This window comes from Sphingomonas sp. (assembly GCF_017744835.1).
In the GTDB taxonomy this organism is placed as follows: domain Bacteria; phylum Pseudomonadota; class Alphaproteobacteria; order Sphingomonadales; family Sphingomonadaceae; genus Sphingomonas.
Genome location: NZ_JAGIAM010000005.1, coordinates 132,047 through 146,040 on the forward strand (window position 1 = coordinate 132,047; position 13,994 = coordinate 146,040).

The following is a 13,994-nucleotide window of genomic DNA, read 5'->3' on the forward strand; positions in this document are numbered from 1 at the left end:
TCCCGTAGCGCACGCGCCGAAACGGCCAAGGGGTTGGACAATTTGTACAATTGAGATCGGGCGCGCGCGTCCCTACATCGCGCGCAACAGGTGAAGGACCCCTCATGCGCAGCGTCGACGGCAAGGCCTGGACCGAGTTCCGGCGAATGATCCTCTGGATCGCGTTCGCGGGCGTGCTGATGGTCGCCGGCGCGCTCGGCTATCTCGCGCTCTACGACGCACTCTATCCCTCGGCGATCCTCGCGACGATCGGCGGCGTGTTCCTCTCGACCTTGCTCGGCTGCGGGCTGTTCGCCGCCGCCTTCTTCAGCGACAAGAGCGGGCACGACCAGAACGTGACCGACGCCACGCGCCACGCCGACGAATGACCCGGCCGGCAACCCAGAGTTTCGCCCGGACCGCTTGATCCGCCGCCCGCCACGCGCCACATGCACGCCATGCTGATCGAGACCGAACCCACGCCCAACCCCGCGACGCTCAAGTTCCTGCCCGGTCGCGTCGTGATGGAGGCCGGCACTCGCGACTTCGCGAGCCCCGAAGAGGCCGAGGCCTCGCCGCTGGCCGACGCGCTGTTCGGCCTGGGCGACGTGACCGGCGTGTTCTTCGGCCGCGACTTCATCTCGGTCACTGCTGCGCCCGGGATCGACTGGATCGACCTCAAGCCCGACGTGCTCAGCATCCTGCTCGACCATTTCTCGGCCAACATGCCGCTGTTCCGCGCCGGCAGCGCGGCGGGCATCGAAGTGCCGCCCGAAGGCGCCGAATTCGGCGACAACCCCGAGGACGCCGACGTGGTCGCGCAGATCCGCGAGCTGATCGACACGCGCATCCGCCCCGCGGTCGCCAACGACGGCGGCGACATCGTCTATCGCGGCTTCGACCAGGGGAAGGTCTATCTCCAGATGCAGGGCGCCTGCTCGGGATGCCCGTCGTCGACCGCGACGCTCAAGAACGGCATCGAGCAACTGCTCAAATATTACGTGCCCGAAGTCACCGAAGTCCGGGCGATCTAAGCTTTCCGAACGGGTCGCGCCCGGCAAACGCCGGGCCCAAGAAGAAAGGACAAACCCATGGGCCGTCCCCTCGACGATGCGGGGCTGGATACGATCTTTCGTACCGCGCGCACTTACAACGGCTACACCGACGAGCCGGTCACCGAAGCCGACATCCGCCGAATCTACGAGCTGCTCAAGATGGGCCCGACCTCGGCCAACCAGCAGCCCGCGCGCTTCGTCTGGCTCCTGAGCCAGGAAGCCAAGGACAAGCTCGCCGATCTCGCCACCGGCACCAATCCCGACAAGATCCGCAAGGCGCCCGCCAGCGTGATCATCGCGATGGACTGGGATTTCCACGAGCACCTGCCCTTCCTCTTCCCGCACACCGACGCGAAGAGCTGGTTCGAGGACGACCTCGACAAGCGCAAGGAGCACGCGTTCCGCAACTCCTCGCTCCAGGGCGCCTATTTCCTGATCGCGGCCCGCGCGCTGGGCCTTGATACCGGCCCGATGTCGGGATTCGACGACGCCAAGGTTGACGCGGCCTTCTTCCCGGACCAGCCCCATGTGAAGTCCAACTTCATTTCCACGCTGGGACATGGCGATCCTTCCACCATCTTCGGCCGCAGCCCCCGACCCGAGTTCGAGCGCTTCAACCGCGTCCTCTGACTCCTTGACCACGCTCGTCATCGAAACCGCCACCGCCGCCTGCTCGGTCGCGCTGCTGCGCGGGCGGGAGGTGGTGGCGGCGCGCCACGAGACGGTCGGCCGCGGCCATGCCGAGCGGCTGGTGCCGATGATCGCCGAACTTCCCGGACAGGGCCGCGCCGACCGCATCCTGGTCGACGTCGGGCCGGGCAGCTTCACCGGGGTGCGCGTGGGGCTTGCCGCCGCGCGCGGGCTGGCGATCGGCTGGAAATGCGAGCTCGCCGGCTATTCGTCGCTCGCGCTGCTCGCCGCGTCCGGCTTCGCGGCGCATCCGGAATTGCCCGGCCTTGCCGCAGTGCTCGAAGGTGGGCACGGTGAAGTCTTCATGCAGGCGTTCGCATCCTCGCCGCTTCGCGAAGACGGGCCGTTCGGCTCGCTTCCTCCCGCAACCGCGCTTGCCGCGCTGGGCGGTCGCCCCGCATTCGGCAGCGGCGTGCGCTTCCTCGCGCCGCTGGCCGACGGGCTCGATCTGCACGAAGTGCTGCCCAACGCCGCCGACGCACGGCTGCTGCTGCCCGAGTTCGCCGACCTGCCCGCGCGCCCCATCTACGGCCGCGCACCCGATGCCAAGACGCTGGCCGAGCGAGGCCTGGCTTGAGCACCACGCTCAATCTCGTCGAGCTCCGCGAAGGCGGGGCGCAGGATCTTCCCTCGGTCGCGCGGATCATGATCGAGGCGTTCGACCCCCGCTACGGCGAAGCCTGGACCCCGGCGCAATGCATGGGAATGCTCGCGCTTCCGGGCGTGTGGCTGGTGCTCGCCAGCCTCGACGGCACCGACATGGGCTTCGCGCTCGCGCGCTCGGTCGGGCCCGAGGCCGAGTTGCTGCTGCTCGCGACCAGTCCCGCCGCGCGCCGGCGCGGCGTAGGCGGGGCGCTGCTGAGAGCAGTCGTTGCAGAGGCGGAAGCCCGGGGAGTCGAGGAAATCCACCTCGAGGTCCGCTCCGGAAACGATGCCGTTCGGCTATACCGTCGCGAAGGTTTCGACAAAGTCGGCGAGCGGCCGAATTACTATCGTGGCAAAGGTGGTCAACTGTTTGATGCCCATACTTTCGCTCGCCGATTGATCGAAAAAAGCGATCATTAACCGGCTCCAGGGCTTGCCTTCGTTTGTCAATAGTCCGATAAGACCAGTTGACGACCGCAGAAGTCGTCCAAAATCGGGTCGAAAGGATAATCATGGAATCTCAGTCGGACATTCAGGAAACGTTGGTAACGCTGACCGCGGATATTGTCGCCGCACATGTAAGCAACAATAGCGTCGCCGTTTCCGATCTCCCTGTCCTCATCCAAAACGTGCATGGCGCGCTCTCCGGCCTCGGCCGCCCCGCTGCGGCGCCGGAAGTCAAGCAGGAGCCGGCCGTTTCGATCCGTTCTTCGGTGAAGCCGGACTATATCGTCTGCCTCGAAGATGGTAAGAAGCTCAAGATGTTGAAGCGGCATCTGATGACTCACTATCAGATGACGCCGGAACAGTATCGCGCCAAGTGGAACCTGCCGGCCGACTATCCGATGGTCGCCCCGAATTACGCCGAGCAGCGCCGCAGCCTCGCGAAGAAGATCGGCCTGGGCACCAAGCGCCGCAAGACGCGCTGAGCCTACCGCCGCCCTTTGGGCACGCAAGACGCCGGTCGGGGACCTCCCCGGCCGGCGTTTTGCTTTTCCGGGCAGCGGGGGGCCTTTCCCCTGACCCGCATTGCCGTTACATCGTGCGCATGCCGCGGAAGATCGATCTGGAAGCCCTGTGCCACGAAAAGGGGCTGCGCATCACCGAACAGCGCAAGGTGATCGCGCGCGTCCTTTCGGATGCCGAGGACCATCCCGATGTCGAGAAGGTCTATGAGCGCGCATCGGCAATCGATCCGGGCATTTCGATCGCCACCGTCTATCGTACCGTGCGCCTGTTCGAAGAGGCGGGCATCCTCGATCGCCACGATTTCGGCGACGGGCGCGCGCGCTACGAGCCTTCGCCCGAGGCGCACCACGATCATCTGATCGACGTCGAGACCGGCAAAGTGATCGAGTTCGTCGATCCCGAGCTCGAGCTCCTCCAGAAGCAGATCGCCGAACGGCTGGGCTTCCGCCTGGTCGACCATCGCATGGAGCTCTATGGAGTGGCCCTCGAACGCAAGAGCTGAGCGCGCGCATGGCCGCCGTCGCTGACTCGAGGCGCGCCGCGGCCGCCGAGGGAATCCCTACGCAATTCACGCTGGCCGAGCAGGCGCGGGCCTGGCTGCGGATCGCGATGCTGCTGGGCGCGGTGCTGGTGTTCGTGCCGCTCCACTATCTCTTCCGGCTGTTCCGCCTCCCCTCGCCGTGGCCGCGCCAGTTCCTCGGCACGGCGGCGCGGATTTGCGGGGCGCGTGTGCGACGGGTCGGCACGCACCTGAAGCGCGACGTCTTCTACGTCTCGAACCATATCAGCTGGATCGACATCCTGGCGCTCGGCGGCGCGAGCGGCACGGCGTTCGTCGCCAAGGCCGAGATCGGCGAGGCGCCGGTGGTCGGCTGGCTCGCGGGGCTCAACCGCACTGTCTATGTGAAGCGGGAGAACCGGCTGGGGGTCGCCGAGCAGATCAACCAGCTCCGCGACGCGCTGGCGGACAATTGGGCGATCGCGATCTTCCCCGAGGGCACCACGACCGACGGCAAGTCGCTGCTGCCGTTCAAGACGCCGATGCTGCGCGTGCTCGAGCCGCCGCCGCCAGGCGTGCTCGTCCAGCCGGTGATGCTCGATTATGGCCGCGTCGGCGAGGAGATTGGGTGGATCGGCCAGGAGCGCGGACTCAACAACGCGCGCCGCGTGCTGGGGCGCAAGGGCAGCTTCGAGCTGCGCATCCATTTCCTCGAGCCCTTCCACCCCCGCGACTTCCCCGGCCGCAAGGCGATCGCCGCCGAAAGCCGGCGGCGGATCGAGGAGGCGCTGGTGGGGGCGCTCGGCCACCCGCTGCAGCCGTTCCGCTATGCGGAGGAAGCGATCGGCTACCGGCCCACGCCGCCTATCTCCCCTCCCTGAAAGGGAGGGGATCAAGGGGTGGGTATAGCGTCAGCCGGGGCTCGATGCCCCGGGTGGCGTTTCGAACGACACCAGCGCGGCCGATGCCGCGCACCCACCCCCGACCCCTCCCTTTCAGGGAGGGGAGCAAGACGCTATAGCGCCGCGATCATGAAACCGACCCCCAAGACCTTCCACGTCAAGTCGTTCGGCTGCCAGATGAACGTCTATGACGGCGAGCGCATGGGCGAGCTGATGGCCGCGCAGGGCCTCACCGCCGCGCCCGATGCCGAATCCGCCGACCTCGTCGTGCTCAACACCTGCCACATCCGCGAGAAGGCGACCGAGAAGGTCTATTCGGACATCGGCCGGCTGCGGAAGAACGCCGCCGAGGCCGAGCGGGCCGCGCCGATGATTGCCGTTGCCGGGTGCGTCGCCCAGGCCGAGGGCGAGGAGATCGTGCGCCGCGCCAAGGTCGATGTGGTGGTCGGCCCGCAAGCCTATCACAACCTGCCCCAGCTCGTGGCCGACGCCGCCGCGGGCAAGGCCGCGCTCGACACCGACATGCCGGCGATGAGCAAGTTCGGCGCGCTGCCCTCGCGGCGCAAGGTGAACCCCTCGGCCTTCCTCACCGTGCAGGAAGGCTGCGACAAATTCTGCACCTATTGCGTGGTGCCCTATACTCGTGGTGCCGAGGTCAGCCGACCGTTCGATGCGATCGTGGACGAGGCAAAGGCGCTGGTCGACGCCGGCGCGCGCGAGATCACCTTGCTCGGGCAGAACGTCAATGCGTGGGACGATGACGCCGGCACCGGCCTCCACGGGCTGATCGCCGCGCTCGACAGGATCGAGGGGCTCAAGCGCATCCGCTACACGACCAGCCACCCCAACGACATGCGCGAAGGGCTGATCCGCGCGCATGCCGAGGTGGAGAAGCTGATGCCCTATCTCCATTTGCCCGTGCAGGCCGGCAGCGACCGCATCCTCAAGGCGATGAACCGGTCGCACAGCCGCGATTCCTACCTGCGCATCCTCGACCGCGTCCGCGCCGCGCGGCCCGACATCGCGCTCTCGGGCGACTTCATCGTCGGCTTCCCGCACGAGACCGAGGCCGAATTCGCCGAGACGCTGAGCCTGGTCGACGCGGTGGGCTATGCCCAGTGCTTCAGCTTCAAATACAGCCCCCGCCCCGGCACCCCCGCGGCGGAGATGGTCGACGGCTTCATCGCTCCCGAAGTCATGGACGACCGCCTCCAGCGTCTCCAGGCCGCGCTCAACCGCGACCAGGCGGCGTTCAATGCCGCGACCGTCGGCAAGCGCTGCACGGTGCTGATCGAGCGCCCCGGGCGCAAGCCCGGCCAGATGCTCGGCAAGTCGCCCTGGCTCCAGTCGGTCCACCTCACCACCGATGCCAAGATCGGCGATCTGGTCGAGGTGGAGATCGTCGAGGCGGGGCCGAACTCGCTCGCCGGCGTGGAGCGCTTGCCGGCGGCGGCCTGAGAGTCACACGCGCGGAATTATTCGCAGGGGCTGCTCGTGCGCCCCTGTCAAAACGCGGCATCCTCTGCCATCCTCGCTCGCGACTCATGCGTAACGGAACCTCCGCCCTCCGCCCCGGTTTCGCCCTGACGGGGCGCGTGAATCCCCCGCTAGGCATGAAAGGGAGCGCGCCTCCCTTCCCCTTTCCGCAAGGAGCCGCATGAGCCGCAAGCCTGTCCCTGCCCAGTCCGGCGAACGTTCCCGGGTCGAGGTGACCTTCGACAAGCCCCAGCTCCTGCCGCAGCTCTTCGGCGAATATGATTCGAACCTGCTGATGCTCGAGGAGCGGCTCGGCGTGTACATCCACGCCCGCGGCCAGCGCGTGGTGATCGAGGGCAGCGCCGAGGCCGTCGCGCATGCGCGCGAAGTGCTGCAGGAGCTGCACAGCCGGGTGATCCGCGGCGAGGAGATCGACGGCGGGCTGGTCGACGCGGTGATCGCCATGTCGAACGAGCCGACGCTCACCGGCATCATCCGCGCCGAACCGAACGGCGAAGGCAATCCGCCGATCATGATCCGCACCCGGCGCAAGACGATCGTCCCGCGCTCGGCCGCGCAGACGCATTACATGCGCGAGCTGGTGTCGAACGACATGATCTTCGCGCTCGGGCCCGCGGGCACCGGCAAGACCTATCTCGCCGTCGCCCAGGCGGTCGCGCAGCTGATGACCGGATCGGTGCAGCGGCTGATCCTGTCGCGCCCCGCGGTAGAGGCCGGTGAGCGGCTGGGCTTTTTGCCCGGCGACATGAAGGAGAAGGTCGATCCCTATCTCCGCCCGATCTACGACGCGCTCTACGACTGCATGCCGCCCGAACAGGTCGAGCGGCGCATCGCCTCGGGCGAGATCGAGATCGCGCCGATCGCCTTCATGCGCGGCCGCACGCTCTCCGACGCCTTCGTGATCCTCGACGAGGCGCAGAACACCACGCCGGCGCAGATGAAGATGTTCCTCACGCGCTTCGGCCAGAACAGCCGCATGGTGATCTGCGGCGATCCCAAGCAGGTCGACCTGCCCGGTGGCCCCGGCGCCTCCGGCCTCAACGATGCCGTCACGCGGCTCGAAGGCGTCGAGGGCATCTCGCTGTGCCGCTTCACCGCCGCCGACGTGGTCCGCCACCCGATCGTCGGCCGGATCGTCGATGCCTATGAGGGCCCCAATGCTTGACGTCGCCGCCCTCCCCGAATCCCCCTGGCCCGAGGGCGAATGGGAGGAGCTCGCCGCGCGCGCCGCCGAGGCGGCGATCCGGGAGACGCCCTATGCCGAATGGCTCGACTGGGACGTGGCGATCGAAGTCGCAGTGCGGCTGACCTCCGACGAGGAAGTGCGCACGCTCAACCGCGACTATCGCGACAAGGACAAGCCGACCAACGTGCTGTCCTTCCCGATGATCCAGCCCGACCTGCTCGAGGCGGTGACGCAGAACAGCGACGACGGCGAAGTGATCCTGGGCGACATCGTGCTCGCGCACGGCGTCTGCCTAGCCGAGGCGGAGGAGCGCGGCGTCAGCGTCGCGGATCATGCCACCCACCTGATTGTCCATGGCACGCTCCATCTGCTAGGCTATGACCATATGGAGGACGCCCAGGCCGAGGCGATGGAGGATATGGAGCGCGCCGCGCTCGCCAAGCTCGGCCTGCACGACCCCTATCCCGTTCGCGAGGACTGACTACGAACATGCCCGAGGGCCCCAGTAGTACCGGACAAAGTACCGGCACCCCCGAGACCCAGAACGAATCCGGCGGCATATGGCGGAGCATCCGCACCCTGCTGTTCGGCGAGGAACATGAAGAGACGCTCCGCGATCGCATCGAGGAGGCGATCGACGAGCATGAGGAAGAGGGCGGCCGCGCCCCCGCCGGCGACCTGGCGCCGATCGAGCGCCAGATGCTCAAGAACCTGCTCCATTTCGGCGAGCGCGACGCGGGCGACATGGGCGTGCCGCGGGCGGACATCATCGCGGTCGAGGAAGGCACGAGCTTCGCCGACCTGGTCCGGCTCTTCGCCGAGGCCGGCCACAGCCGCCTGCCCGTCTATCGCGAGGCGCTCGATACCGTGGTCGGCATGGTCCACATCAAGGACGTGTTCGAGATACTGGCGAAGGGCGCGCCGCACCCGCCGAGCATCGCCGGGCTGATCCGCCAGCCGCTTTACGTCCCGCAATCCATGGGCGCACTCGACCTGCTCGCCCAGATGCGCGTGCGGCGCACCCACCTGGCGATCGTGCTCGACGAATATTCAGGCACCGAAGGGCTGATCACGATCGAGGACCTGATCGAGGAGATCGTCGGCGACATCGAGGACGAGCATGACGAGGCGCCGACCGCGCTGCTCGTGCCGATCGACGGCGGCGGCTGGGAAGCCGATGCGCGCGCGGAGCTCGAGGACGTGGCGGTGACGGTCGATCCGCGGTTGGGAGAAGTCGAGGAGGACGTCGATACGATCGGCGGGCTCGCCTTCGTGCTCGCGGGCCATGTCCCCGCCGCGGGCGAGTGCCTCGAGCACGACAGCGGCTGGAGGCTCGAAGTGATCGATGCCGATGCGCGCAAGGTCAACCGCCTGCGCCTCCACCCGCCCAAGCAGCTAACCCCGGTCGAGGAATGACCCGATGTTGAAGCGTCTCCTGATCGCCCTCGTGGTGCTGCTCGTCGTGGCCGCCGGCGTCTTCTGGTGGCTGAGCCGGCCCGACCATGCGCGCGTGAGCGAGCAGGCCGTCGCCGGCCGCGTGCCCCAGCTCACCGAGCCGCGGACGCAGGACATTCCCACCGTCGGCATCGCCAAGCCGGTCGGCTGGGCGGCGGGCGAGAAGCCCACGCCCGCGGCGGGGCTCCAGGTCGCGGCCTTCGCCGACAAGCTCGAGCATCCGCGCTGGCTCTACCGCCTGCCCAATGGCGACGTGCTGGTCGCCGAGAGCAATTCGCCCCCGCGCGAGGGCGGCGGCATTACCGGCTGGGTGATGAACTTCCTGCTCGGCCAGGCCGGCGCCGGCGTGCCCTCGCCCAACCGCATCACGCTGCTGCGCGACACCAATGGCGACGGCGTGGCGGACCAGCGCTCGGCTTTCCTCACCGGGCTCAACTCGCCGCATGGCATGGCGCTGGTCGGCGAGTGGCTCTACGTCGCCAACACCGACGCGCTGGTGCGCTTCCCCTATCGCGAGGGCCAGACGCAGATCACCGCCCAGCCCGAGAAGATCTATGCGCTCGCCGGGGGCGGCAACCACTGGGCGCGCAACGTCGTCGCCGCGCCCGACGGCAAGAGCCTGTTCGTCAGCATCGGCTCCTCGTCGAACATCGCCGAGAACGGTCTCGAGGCCGAAGGCGCGATCTACGCCGGCGGCTCGCCCGCCCAGGGCACGCGCGGCGGCCGCGCGATGATCATCCAGGTGTTCCCGGACACCCGCACCGCGCGCGTCTATGCCTGGGGCCTGCGCAATCCCAACGGCATGGCGTTCGAGCCCAACAGCGGCGCGCTGTGGACCGTGGTCAACGAGCGCGACATGCTCGGATCGGACATGCCACCCGATTTCCTGACGCGCGTCGATCTCGGCGCCTTCTATGGCTGGCCGTGGAATTACTGGGGCGGTTACGTCGACAAGCGCGTCACGCCCGAGCGGCCGGACCTGCGCGAATACACCCGCCGTCCCGACTTCGCGCTCGGGCCGCACACCGCCCCGCTGGGCCTGACCTTCGCGACCGATGCCAAGCTCGGACCCAATTGGTCGAACGGCGCCTTCATCGGCCTCCACGGCTCGTGGAACCGCCAGCCACCTTCGGGCTACAAGGTCGTCTTCGTGCCGTTCACGGCAGAGGGCTTCCCGGGCCGCGACGCCAAGCCGATCGACGTGCTCACCGGCTTCCTCGCCCCCGACGGCAAGACCGCGCGCGGCCGCCCGGTCGGCGTGATCACCGACGCCACCGGCGCGCTGCTGGTGGCCGACGATGCCGGCAACAAGGTGTGGCGAGTCAGCGCGGCGAAATAGGCCGCGCGCGTCCTGATCCTCCCTCGCAAGGGGGAGGATCGGTCGCTCTTACTTCATCAGCCCGCGGATGAAGCCGATCAGCCCGGTCTGGCGCGAGCGGCGTAGGCGCTCGGCCTTCAGGATCGTGTGCACCGACTCATAGCATTGCTCGACCTCGTCGTTGACGAGGACATAGTCATAGCCGTCCCAGTGGCTCACTTCGTTGGCAGCGCGCGCCATGCGGGCATCGATCACTGCCTCCGAATCGGTGTTGCGGCGCTTGAGCCGCTCGTGGAGCTCCGTGAACGAGGGCGGCAGGATGAACACGCGCACCACATCGCCGCCGGCGAGCTGGAAGAGCTGCTGCGCACCCTGCCAGTCGATGTCGAACAGCACGTCGCGACCCGAGGCGAGGATCTGGTCCACGGTCGCCTTGGGGGTGCCGTAGCGGTGATCGAACACGTGCGCCCATTCGAGGAACTCGTGGTTCGACACCATTTCGCGGAACTTCTCGAGATCGACGAAATGATAGTCGACGCCGTCCACCTCGCCGGGGCGCATAGGCCGCGTGGTGTAGGAGACCGACATTTCCAGGAACGGATCAGCGGCCAGCAACTTGCGGGCGATCGTCGATTTTCCCGCCCCCGACGGCGAGGACAGGACGAAGAGGACGCCGCGGCGGCGGAATTTATGGGGGTCGTTCTCGGTGCGGTGGGGCATGGGCGCCTTTGGCGTGCCGAGCCGCCCCGCGTCAAGTCAGACCGGCGGGTTCGAGCTTTGCGTCAGCTTGTGCACGCCGTAAGCGACCGCGCCCAGCACCAGCGCCGCAGGCACGATCCGCTTGGTGGCTTTCCACGCGAGCACGCCCACGACCGCGCCCAGCGTGCCGCCTTCCCCGTCGCTGCGGTCGATCCGGTTGCCGATCCAGCCTGCGATTGCGTCGCCGATCATAGCTGCTCCCTCGAATTGCTGTTCGAGGGCTAAGCGGCTGAGAAGGATACTGGTTCCCCGGCGAAGGCCGGGGCCCAGCATCGAGCTGCCCGCCCCCTGCCTTCGCCGGGGTACAGCCATGTTCGGCGGCCAGTTCTACCGCCCGACCATCGTCTCCGGACGGACGTATTTGTCGAAGGTCGCCTCGTCGACGAGCCCGAGCTGCAGGCCCGATTCCTTGAGCGTCAGCCCCTTCTCGTGCGCGTTCTTGGCGATCTTGGCGGCATTGTCATAGCCGATCGCGGGCGCGAGCGCGGTCACCAGCATCAGCGAGCGGTTGACCAGCTCGGTGATCTGCTTCTCGTTCGCCTTGGCCCCGTCGACCGCGCGCTCGGCGAAGCTCACCATGCCGACCGACATCAATTCGATCGAGCGCAGCACGTTCGAGCCGATCAGCGGCTTGAACACGTTGAGTTCGAAATGCCCCTGCATGCCGCCGACCGTGACGGCCATGTGGTTGCCGATCACCTGCGCCGCGACCATCGTCAGCGATTCGCTCTGCGTCGGGTTGACCTTGCCTGGCATGATCGAGCTGCCCGGCTCGTTCGCCGGCAGATCGAGCTCGCCGAGACCCGAGCGCGGGCCCGAGCCGAGCAGGCGGATGTCGTTGGCGATCTTGGTGAGCGATACCGCGAGCGTGTTGCAAACGCCGGAGAGGTTCACCAGCTGGTCCTTGGTCGCCAGCGACTCGAACTTGTTGGGCGCGGTGACGAACGGCAGGCCGGTGATCTTGGCGATCTCGGCCGCCACGTCCTCGGCATAGTTGGGCGGCGAGTTGAGCCCGGTGCCGACCGCGGTGCCGCCGAGCGCGAGCTTGAAGATGTCGAGCTCGAGCACCGAGGCGAAGCGGGCCTTCGCCGATTCGAGCATCGCGGCATAGCCGGAGAATTCCTGGCCCAAGGTCAGCGGCGTCGCGTCCTGCAGGTGGGTGCGGCCGATCTTGACGATGTGATCCCAGTCCTTGACCTTCTGCGCCAGCGAGGCGTGGAGCCGGTCGAGCGCCGGATAGAGCTTCTGCGTCACCGCGCGCGCCGCGGCGATGTGCAGCGCGGTGGGGAACGAGTCGTTCGACGACTGCGCCATGTTGACGTGATCGTTCGGATGGACGGGCGACTTGCCGCCCTTCTTGCCGGTCAGGATCTCGTTGGCGCGGCCCGCGATCACCTCGTTGACGTTCATGTTGGTCTGGGTGCCCGACCCGGTCTGCCAGATCACCAGCGGGAACTGGTCGTCGAGCTTGCCGTCGACGATCTCCTGCGCGACCTGGTCGATCACCTTGGCGATCTCCGGGTCGAGCCCGTGCTTGACGTTCACCCGCGCCGCGGCCTGCTTCACGATCGCCTGGGCATGGACGATGCCGATCGGCATCCGCTCCTGCGGGCCGAAGGGGAAATTCTCGATCGAGCGCTGGGTCTGCGCGCCCCAATAGGCGTCGGCGGGAACTTCGATGGCGCCGATCGAGTCGGTTTCGGTACGGGTGGTCAAGCTGTCCTCCTTCATCCGCGGCCGCGGGAGTCGAGCGCGCTCTAGACCCAGGCGGACGCCGATTCCAGCACCCCCGTGCACGAGAATTTTCGCGAGCACCTACCCATGGATAGCGTGCTTGCCATAGAATTAGGCATGACCGACTGCACGCCGCCTTCGAGCCCGGGCCTCGAGCCCAAGCCACGCGCAGCGCGCAAGAACCTGCTGCTGTCCGCGACGATCGACGTCGACGGGCTCAAGGCGCCGGTCCGCATCCGCAATCTTTCCGAGGGCGGCGCGATGATCGACGGCGCCGCACTCCCCCGCCCCGGCACGCGGCTGGTGCTGCGCCGCGCGGAGATCGAAATGGCCGCGACGGTCGCCTGGCAGGCCGGCGGCCGCTGCGGAGTCGCCTTCGATCATTGCGCGGTGACCGTGGACGAATGGGTGTCGGGCACGCGAGTCGCCACCTTCGAGGGGCACCGCGGCCAGGCGCGTGTCGATGCGATCCAGGCGGCAGTGCGCAGCGGCGCAGCGCTGCCGGCCGAGCCGCCCGCGCCTGCGCAAGCCCCCGCCGCAGGCGAGCTCGACTCGCGCATTGTCGACGAGATCCTGCACGTCCGCCGCCTGCTCGACGAACTGGGCGAGGAGCTGGTGAGCGATCCGTCGGTGCTCCAGCAGCACATGCAGGCGCTGCAGAACCTCGACCGGGCGAGCCAGGTGCTCGAGCATCTTGGCACCGTGCTCGGCGCCAAGGACCGCATCGCGGCGGCGCGTTCGGTACCGATGCTCGATCTACGGGAGCGACTCACCCGCGCGCCGGAGGGCTGAGCGTCCGGCGTCTGCGCCTTATTTCTTGCGCTTGAAGTCCACCGAGACGACGTTCGAGCCGTCCTCGGCCGGCTTGACCACCGCGGCGGAGGCGGCGTCGTTCTCGGCCTCGTCGTGCGGCTCGGGCTCGTCGGCGACTTCGGTTGCCTGGAAGCGCAGCTCGAAATTGACGGCGGGGTCATGGAAGCCGGTGATCGCCGCGAAGGGGATCGTCAGGATCGCAGGGACCTGGTTGAAGCTCAGCCCGACCGAGAATTTCTCGTCGTCGACCTTCAGGTCCCAGAAGCGATGCTGGAGGACGATCGTCATCTCGTCCGGGAAGCGCTCGCGCAGCCGCTGCGGGATGTCGACTCCCTGCGCTTCGGTCTTGAAGGTGATGTAGAAATGGTGCGCCCCGGGCAGCCCCTGCGTCTCCGCGACCGAATTGAGGACGCGGCCGACGACTGCGCGCAGGGCCTCCTGCACGATTTCATCGTAGGGAATCAGGCTATCGGGTACGCTACCGGTCATGCAC

The 13,994-nt window shown here is 67.7% G+C and carries 18 protein-coding genes; 14 read left to right on the top strand and 4 right to left on the bottom strand.

The genetic code is table 11. The annotated features are described in order from the left end of the window. The first annotated feature begins 104 nt into the window (after positions 1-104). The 13 genes from J7500_RS15830 to J7500_RS15890 all read left to right on the top strand — a co-directional run bounded on the left by J7500_RS15830 (position 105) and on the right by J7500_RS15890 (position 10,216). Positions 105-368 carry a hypothetical protein gene (locus J7500_RS15830; protein WP_294062887.1) on the top strand — a complete coding sequence of 88 codons (264 nt, stop codon included), beginning with the start codon at positions 105-107 and terminating at the stop codon, positions 366-368. A gap of 69 nt (positions 369-437) precedes the next feature. Next, positions 438-1,013: a NifU family protein gene (locus J7500_RS15835; RefSeq protein ID WP_294062888.1), complete on the top strand. Its 576-nt coding sequence runs from the start codon at positions 438-440 to the stop codon at positions 1,011-1,013. Between the two features lie 57 nt (positions 1,014-1,070). Continuing rightward, on the top strand, positions 1,071-1,664 hold the full coding sequence (locus J7500_RS15840) for a malonic semialdehyde reductase (protein ID WP_294062890.1): 594 nt from the start codon (positions 1,071-1,073) through the stop codon (positions 1,662-1,664). 4 nt (positions 1,665-1,668) lie between these two features. Continuing rightward, a complete protein-coding gene (gene tsaB, locus J7500_RS15845) occupies positions 1,669-2,301 on the top strand; it encodes a tRNA (adenosine(37)-N6)-threonylcarbamoyltransferase complex dimerization subunit type 1 TsaB (RefSeq protein ID WP_294062892.1) in 633 nt (210 codons plus the stop codon). After that, entirely contained in the window at positions 2,298-2,789 is a 492-nt protein-coding gene (locus J7500_RS15850) for a GNAT family N-acetyltransferase (protein WP_294062894.1), read from the top strand. Before tsaB ends, J7500_RS15850 begins: the two co-directional genes overlap by 4 nt. A 92-nt stretch (positions 2,790-2,881) precedes the next feature. After that, complete coding sequence (locus J7500_RS15855; protein WP_294062896.1) at positions 2,882-3,298, top strand: MucR family transcriptional regulator; 417 nt, start codon at positions 2,882-2,884, stop codon at positions 3,296-3,298. 119 nt (positions 3,299-3,417) lie between these two features. Next, the gene (locus J7500_RS15860; RefSeq protein WP_294062897.1) at positions 3,418-3,840 is read left to right on the top strand and encodes a Fur family transcriptional regulator; all 423 of its coding nucleotides are present in this window, start codon (positions 3,418-3,420) and stop codon (positions 3,838-3,840) included. 8 nt (positions 3,841-3,848) lie between these two features. Beyond that, the gene (locus J7500_RS15865; protein ID WP_294062898.1) at positions 3,849-4,718 is read left to right on the top strand and encodes a 1-acyl-sn-glycerol-3-phosphate acyltransferase; all 870 of its coding nucleotides are present in this window, start codon (positions 3,849-3,851) and stop codon (positions 4,716-4,718) included. A 150-nt stretch (positions 4,719-4,868) separates the two neighbouring features. After that, positions 4,869-6,197 carry a tRNA (N6-isopentenyl adenosine(37)-C2)-methylthiotransferase MiaB gene (miaB, locus tag J7500_RS15870; protein ID WP_294062899.1) on the top strand — a complete coding sequence of 443 codons (1,329 nt, stop codon included), beginning with the start codon at positions 4,869-4,871 and terminating at the stop codon, positions 6,195-6,197. Positions 6,198-6,396: 199 nt separating this feature from the next. After that, positions 6,397-7,401 (top strand): PhoH family protein, encoded by a 1,005-nt coding sequence (locus J7500_RS15875; RefSeq protein ID WP_294062900.1) that lies wholly within the window; start codon positions 6,397-6,399, stop codon positions 7,399-7,401. Then, the gene (ybeY, locus tag J7500_RS15880; RefSeq protein ID WP_294062901.1) at positions 7,394-7,903 is read left to right on the top strand and encodes an rRNA maturation RNase YbeY; all 510 of its coding nucleotides are present in this window, start codon (positions 7,394-7,396) and stop codon (positions 7,901-7,903) included. Before J7500_RS15875 ends, ybeY begins: the two co-directional genes overlap by 8 nt. Before the next feature lie 8 nt (positions 7,904-7,911). Beyond that, positions 7,912-8,838: a hemolysin family protein gene (locus J7500_RS15885; protein WP_294062902.1), complete on the top strand. Its 927-nt coding sequence runs from the start codon at positions 7,912-7,914 to the stop codon at positions 8,836-8,838. A gap of 4 nt (positions 8,839-8,842) precedes the next feature. Next, positions 8,843-10,216 carry a sorbosone dehydrogenase family protein gene (locus J7500_RS15890; protein WP_294062903.1) on the top strand — a complete coding sequence of 458 codons (1,374 nt, stop codon included), beginning with the start codon at positions 8,843-8,845 and terminating at the stop codon, positions 10,214-10,216. A 48-nt stretch (positions 10,217-10,264) separates the two neighbouring features. Here the strand turns inward: J7500_RS15890 and gmk are convergent, their stop codons facing one another. The 3 genes from gmk to fumC form a co-directional block, all read right to left on the bottom strand. Next, the gene (gene gmk, locus J7500_RS15895; RefSeq protein WP_294062904.1) at positions 10,265-10,915 is read right to left on the bottom strand and encodes a guanylate kinase; all 651 of its coding nucleotides are present in this window, start codon (positions 10,913-10,915) and stop codon (positions 10,265-10,267) included. 36 nt (positions 10,916-10,951) lie between these two features. Next, complete coding sequence (locus tag J7500_RS15900; protein ID WP_294062905.1) at positions 10,952-11,146, bottom strand: hypothetical protein; 195 nt, start codon at positions 11,144-11,146, stop codon at positions 10,952-10,954. Positions 11,147-11,281: 135 nt separating this feature from the next. Beyond that, a complete protein-coding gene (gene fumC / locus J7500_RS15905; protein ID WP_294062906.1) occupies positions 11,282-12,670 on the bottom strand; it encodes a class II fumarate hydratase in 1,389 nt (462 codons plus the stop codon). A gap of 135 nt (positions 12,671-12,805) precedes the next feature. On the opposite strand from fumC, the gene J7500_RS15910 reads away from it, so the two are divergent. After that, a complete protein-coding gene (locus J7500_RS15910; RefSeq protein ID WP_294062907.1) occupies positions 12,806-13,480 on the top strand; it encodes a PilZ domain-containing protein in 675 nt (224 codons plus the stop codon). Positions 13,481-13,498: 18 nt separating this feature from the next. Here J7500_RS15910 and J7500_RS15915 read toward each other — a convergent pair whose 3' ends face one another. Continuing rightward, complete coding sequence (locus tag J7500_RS15915) at positions 13,499-13,990, bottom strand: SspB family protein (RefSeq protein WP_294062908.1); 492 nt, start codon at positions 13,988-13,990, stop codon at positions 13,499-13,501. Positions 13,991-13,994: the final 4 nt, after the last annotated feature.

Bases quoted from the DNA above. Each gene is read 5' to 3' on its own strand.
- J7500_RS15830 (WP_294062887.1), top strand. From the start codon at position 105: ATGCGCAGCGTCGACGGCAAGGCCTGGACCGAGTTCCGGCGAATGATC.
- J7500_RS15835 (WP_294062888.1), top strand. From the start codon at position 438: ATGCTGATCGAGACCGAACCCACGCCCAACCCCGCGACGCTCAAGTTC.
- J7500_RS15840 (WP_294062890.1), top strand. From the start codon at position 1,071: ATGGGCCGTCCCCTCGACGATGCGGGGCTGGATACGATCTTTCGTACC.
- J7500_RS15855 (WP_294062896.1), top strand. From the start codon at position 2,882: ATGGAATCTCAGTCGGACATTCAGGAAACGTTGGTAACGCTGACCGCG.
- J7500_RS15860 (WP_294062897.1), top strand. From the start codon at position 3,418: ATGCCGCGGAAGATCGATCTGGAAGCCCTGTGCCACGAAAAGGGGCTG.
- J7500_RS15865 (WP_294062898.1), top strand. From the start codon at position 3,849: ATGGCCGCCGTCGCTGACTCGAGGCGCGCCGCGGCCGCCGAGGGAATC.
- miaB (WP_294062899.1), top strand. From the start codon at position 4,869: ATGAAACCGACCCCCAAGACCTTCCACGTCAAGTCGTTCGGCTGCCAG.
- J7500_RS15875 (WP_294062900.1), top strand. From the start codon at position 6,397: ATGAGCCGCAAGCCTGTCCCTGCCCAGTCCGGCGAACGTTCCCGGGTC.
- ybeY (WP_294062901.1), top strand. From the start codon at position 7,394: ATGCTTGACGTCGCCGCCCTCCCCGAATCCCCCTGGCCCGAGGGCGAA.
- J7500_RS15885 (WP_294062902.1), top strand. From the start codon at position 7,912: ATGCCCGAGGGCCCCAGTAGTACCGGACAAAGTACCGGCACCCCCGAG.
- J7500_RS15890 (WP_294062903.1), top strand. From the start codon at position 8,843: ATGTTGAAGCGTCTCCTGATCGCCCTCGTGGTGCTGCTCGTCGTGGCC.
- gmk (WP_294062904.1), bottom strand. From the start codon at position 10,915: ATGCCCCACCGCACCGAGAACGACCCCCATAAATTCCGCCGCCGCGGC.
- J7500_RS15900 (WP_294062905.1), bottom strand. From the start codon at position 11,146: ATGATCGGCGACGCAATCGCAGGCTGGATCGGCAACCGGATCGACCGC.
- J7500_RS15910 (WP_294062907.1), top strand. From the start codon at position 12,806: ATGACCGACTGCACGCCGCCTTCGAGCCCGGGCCTCGAGCCCAAGCCA.
- J7500_RS15915 (WP_294062908.1), bottom strand. From the start codon at position 13,990: ATGACCGGTAGCGTACCCGATAGCCTGATTCCCTACGATGAAATCGTG.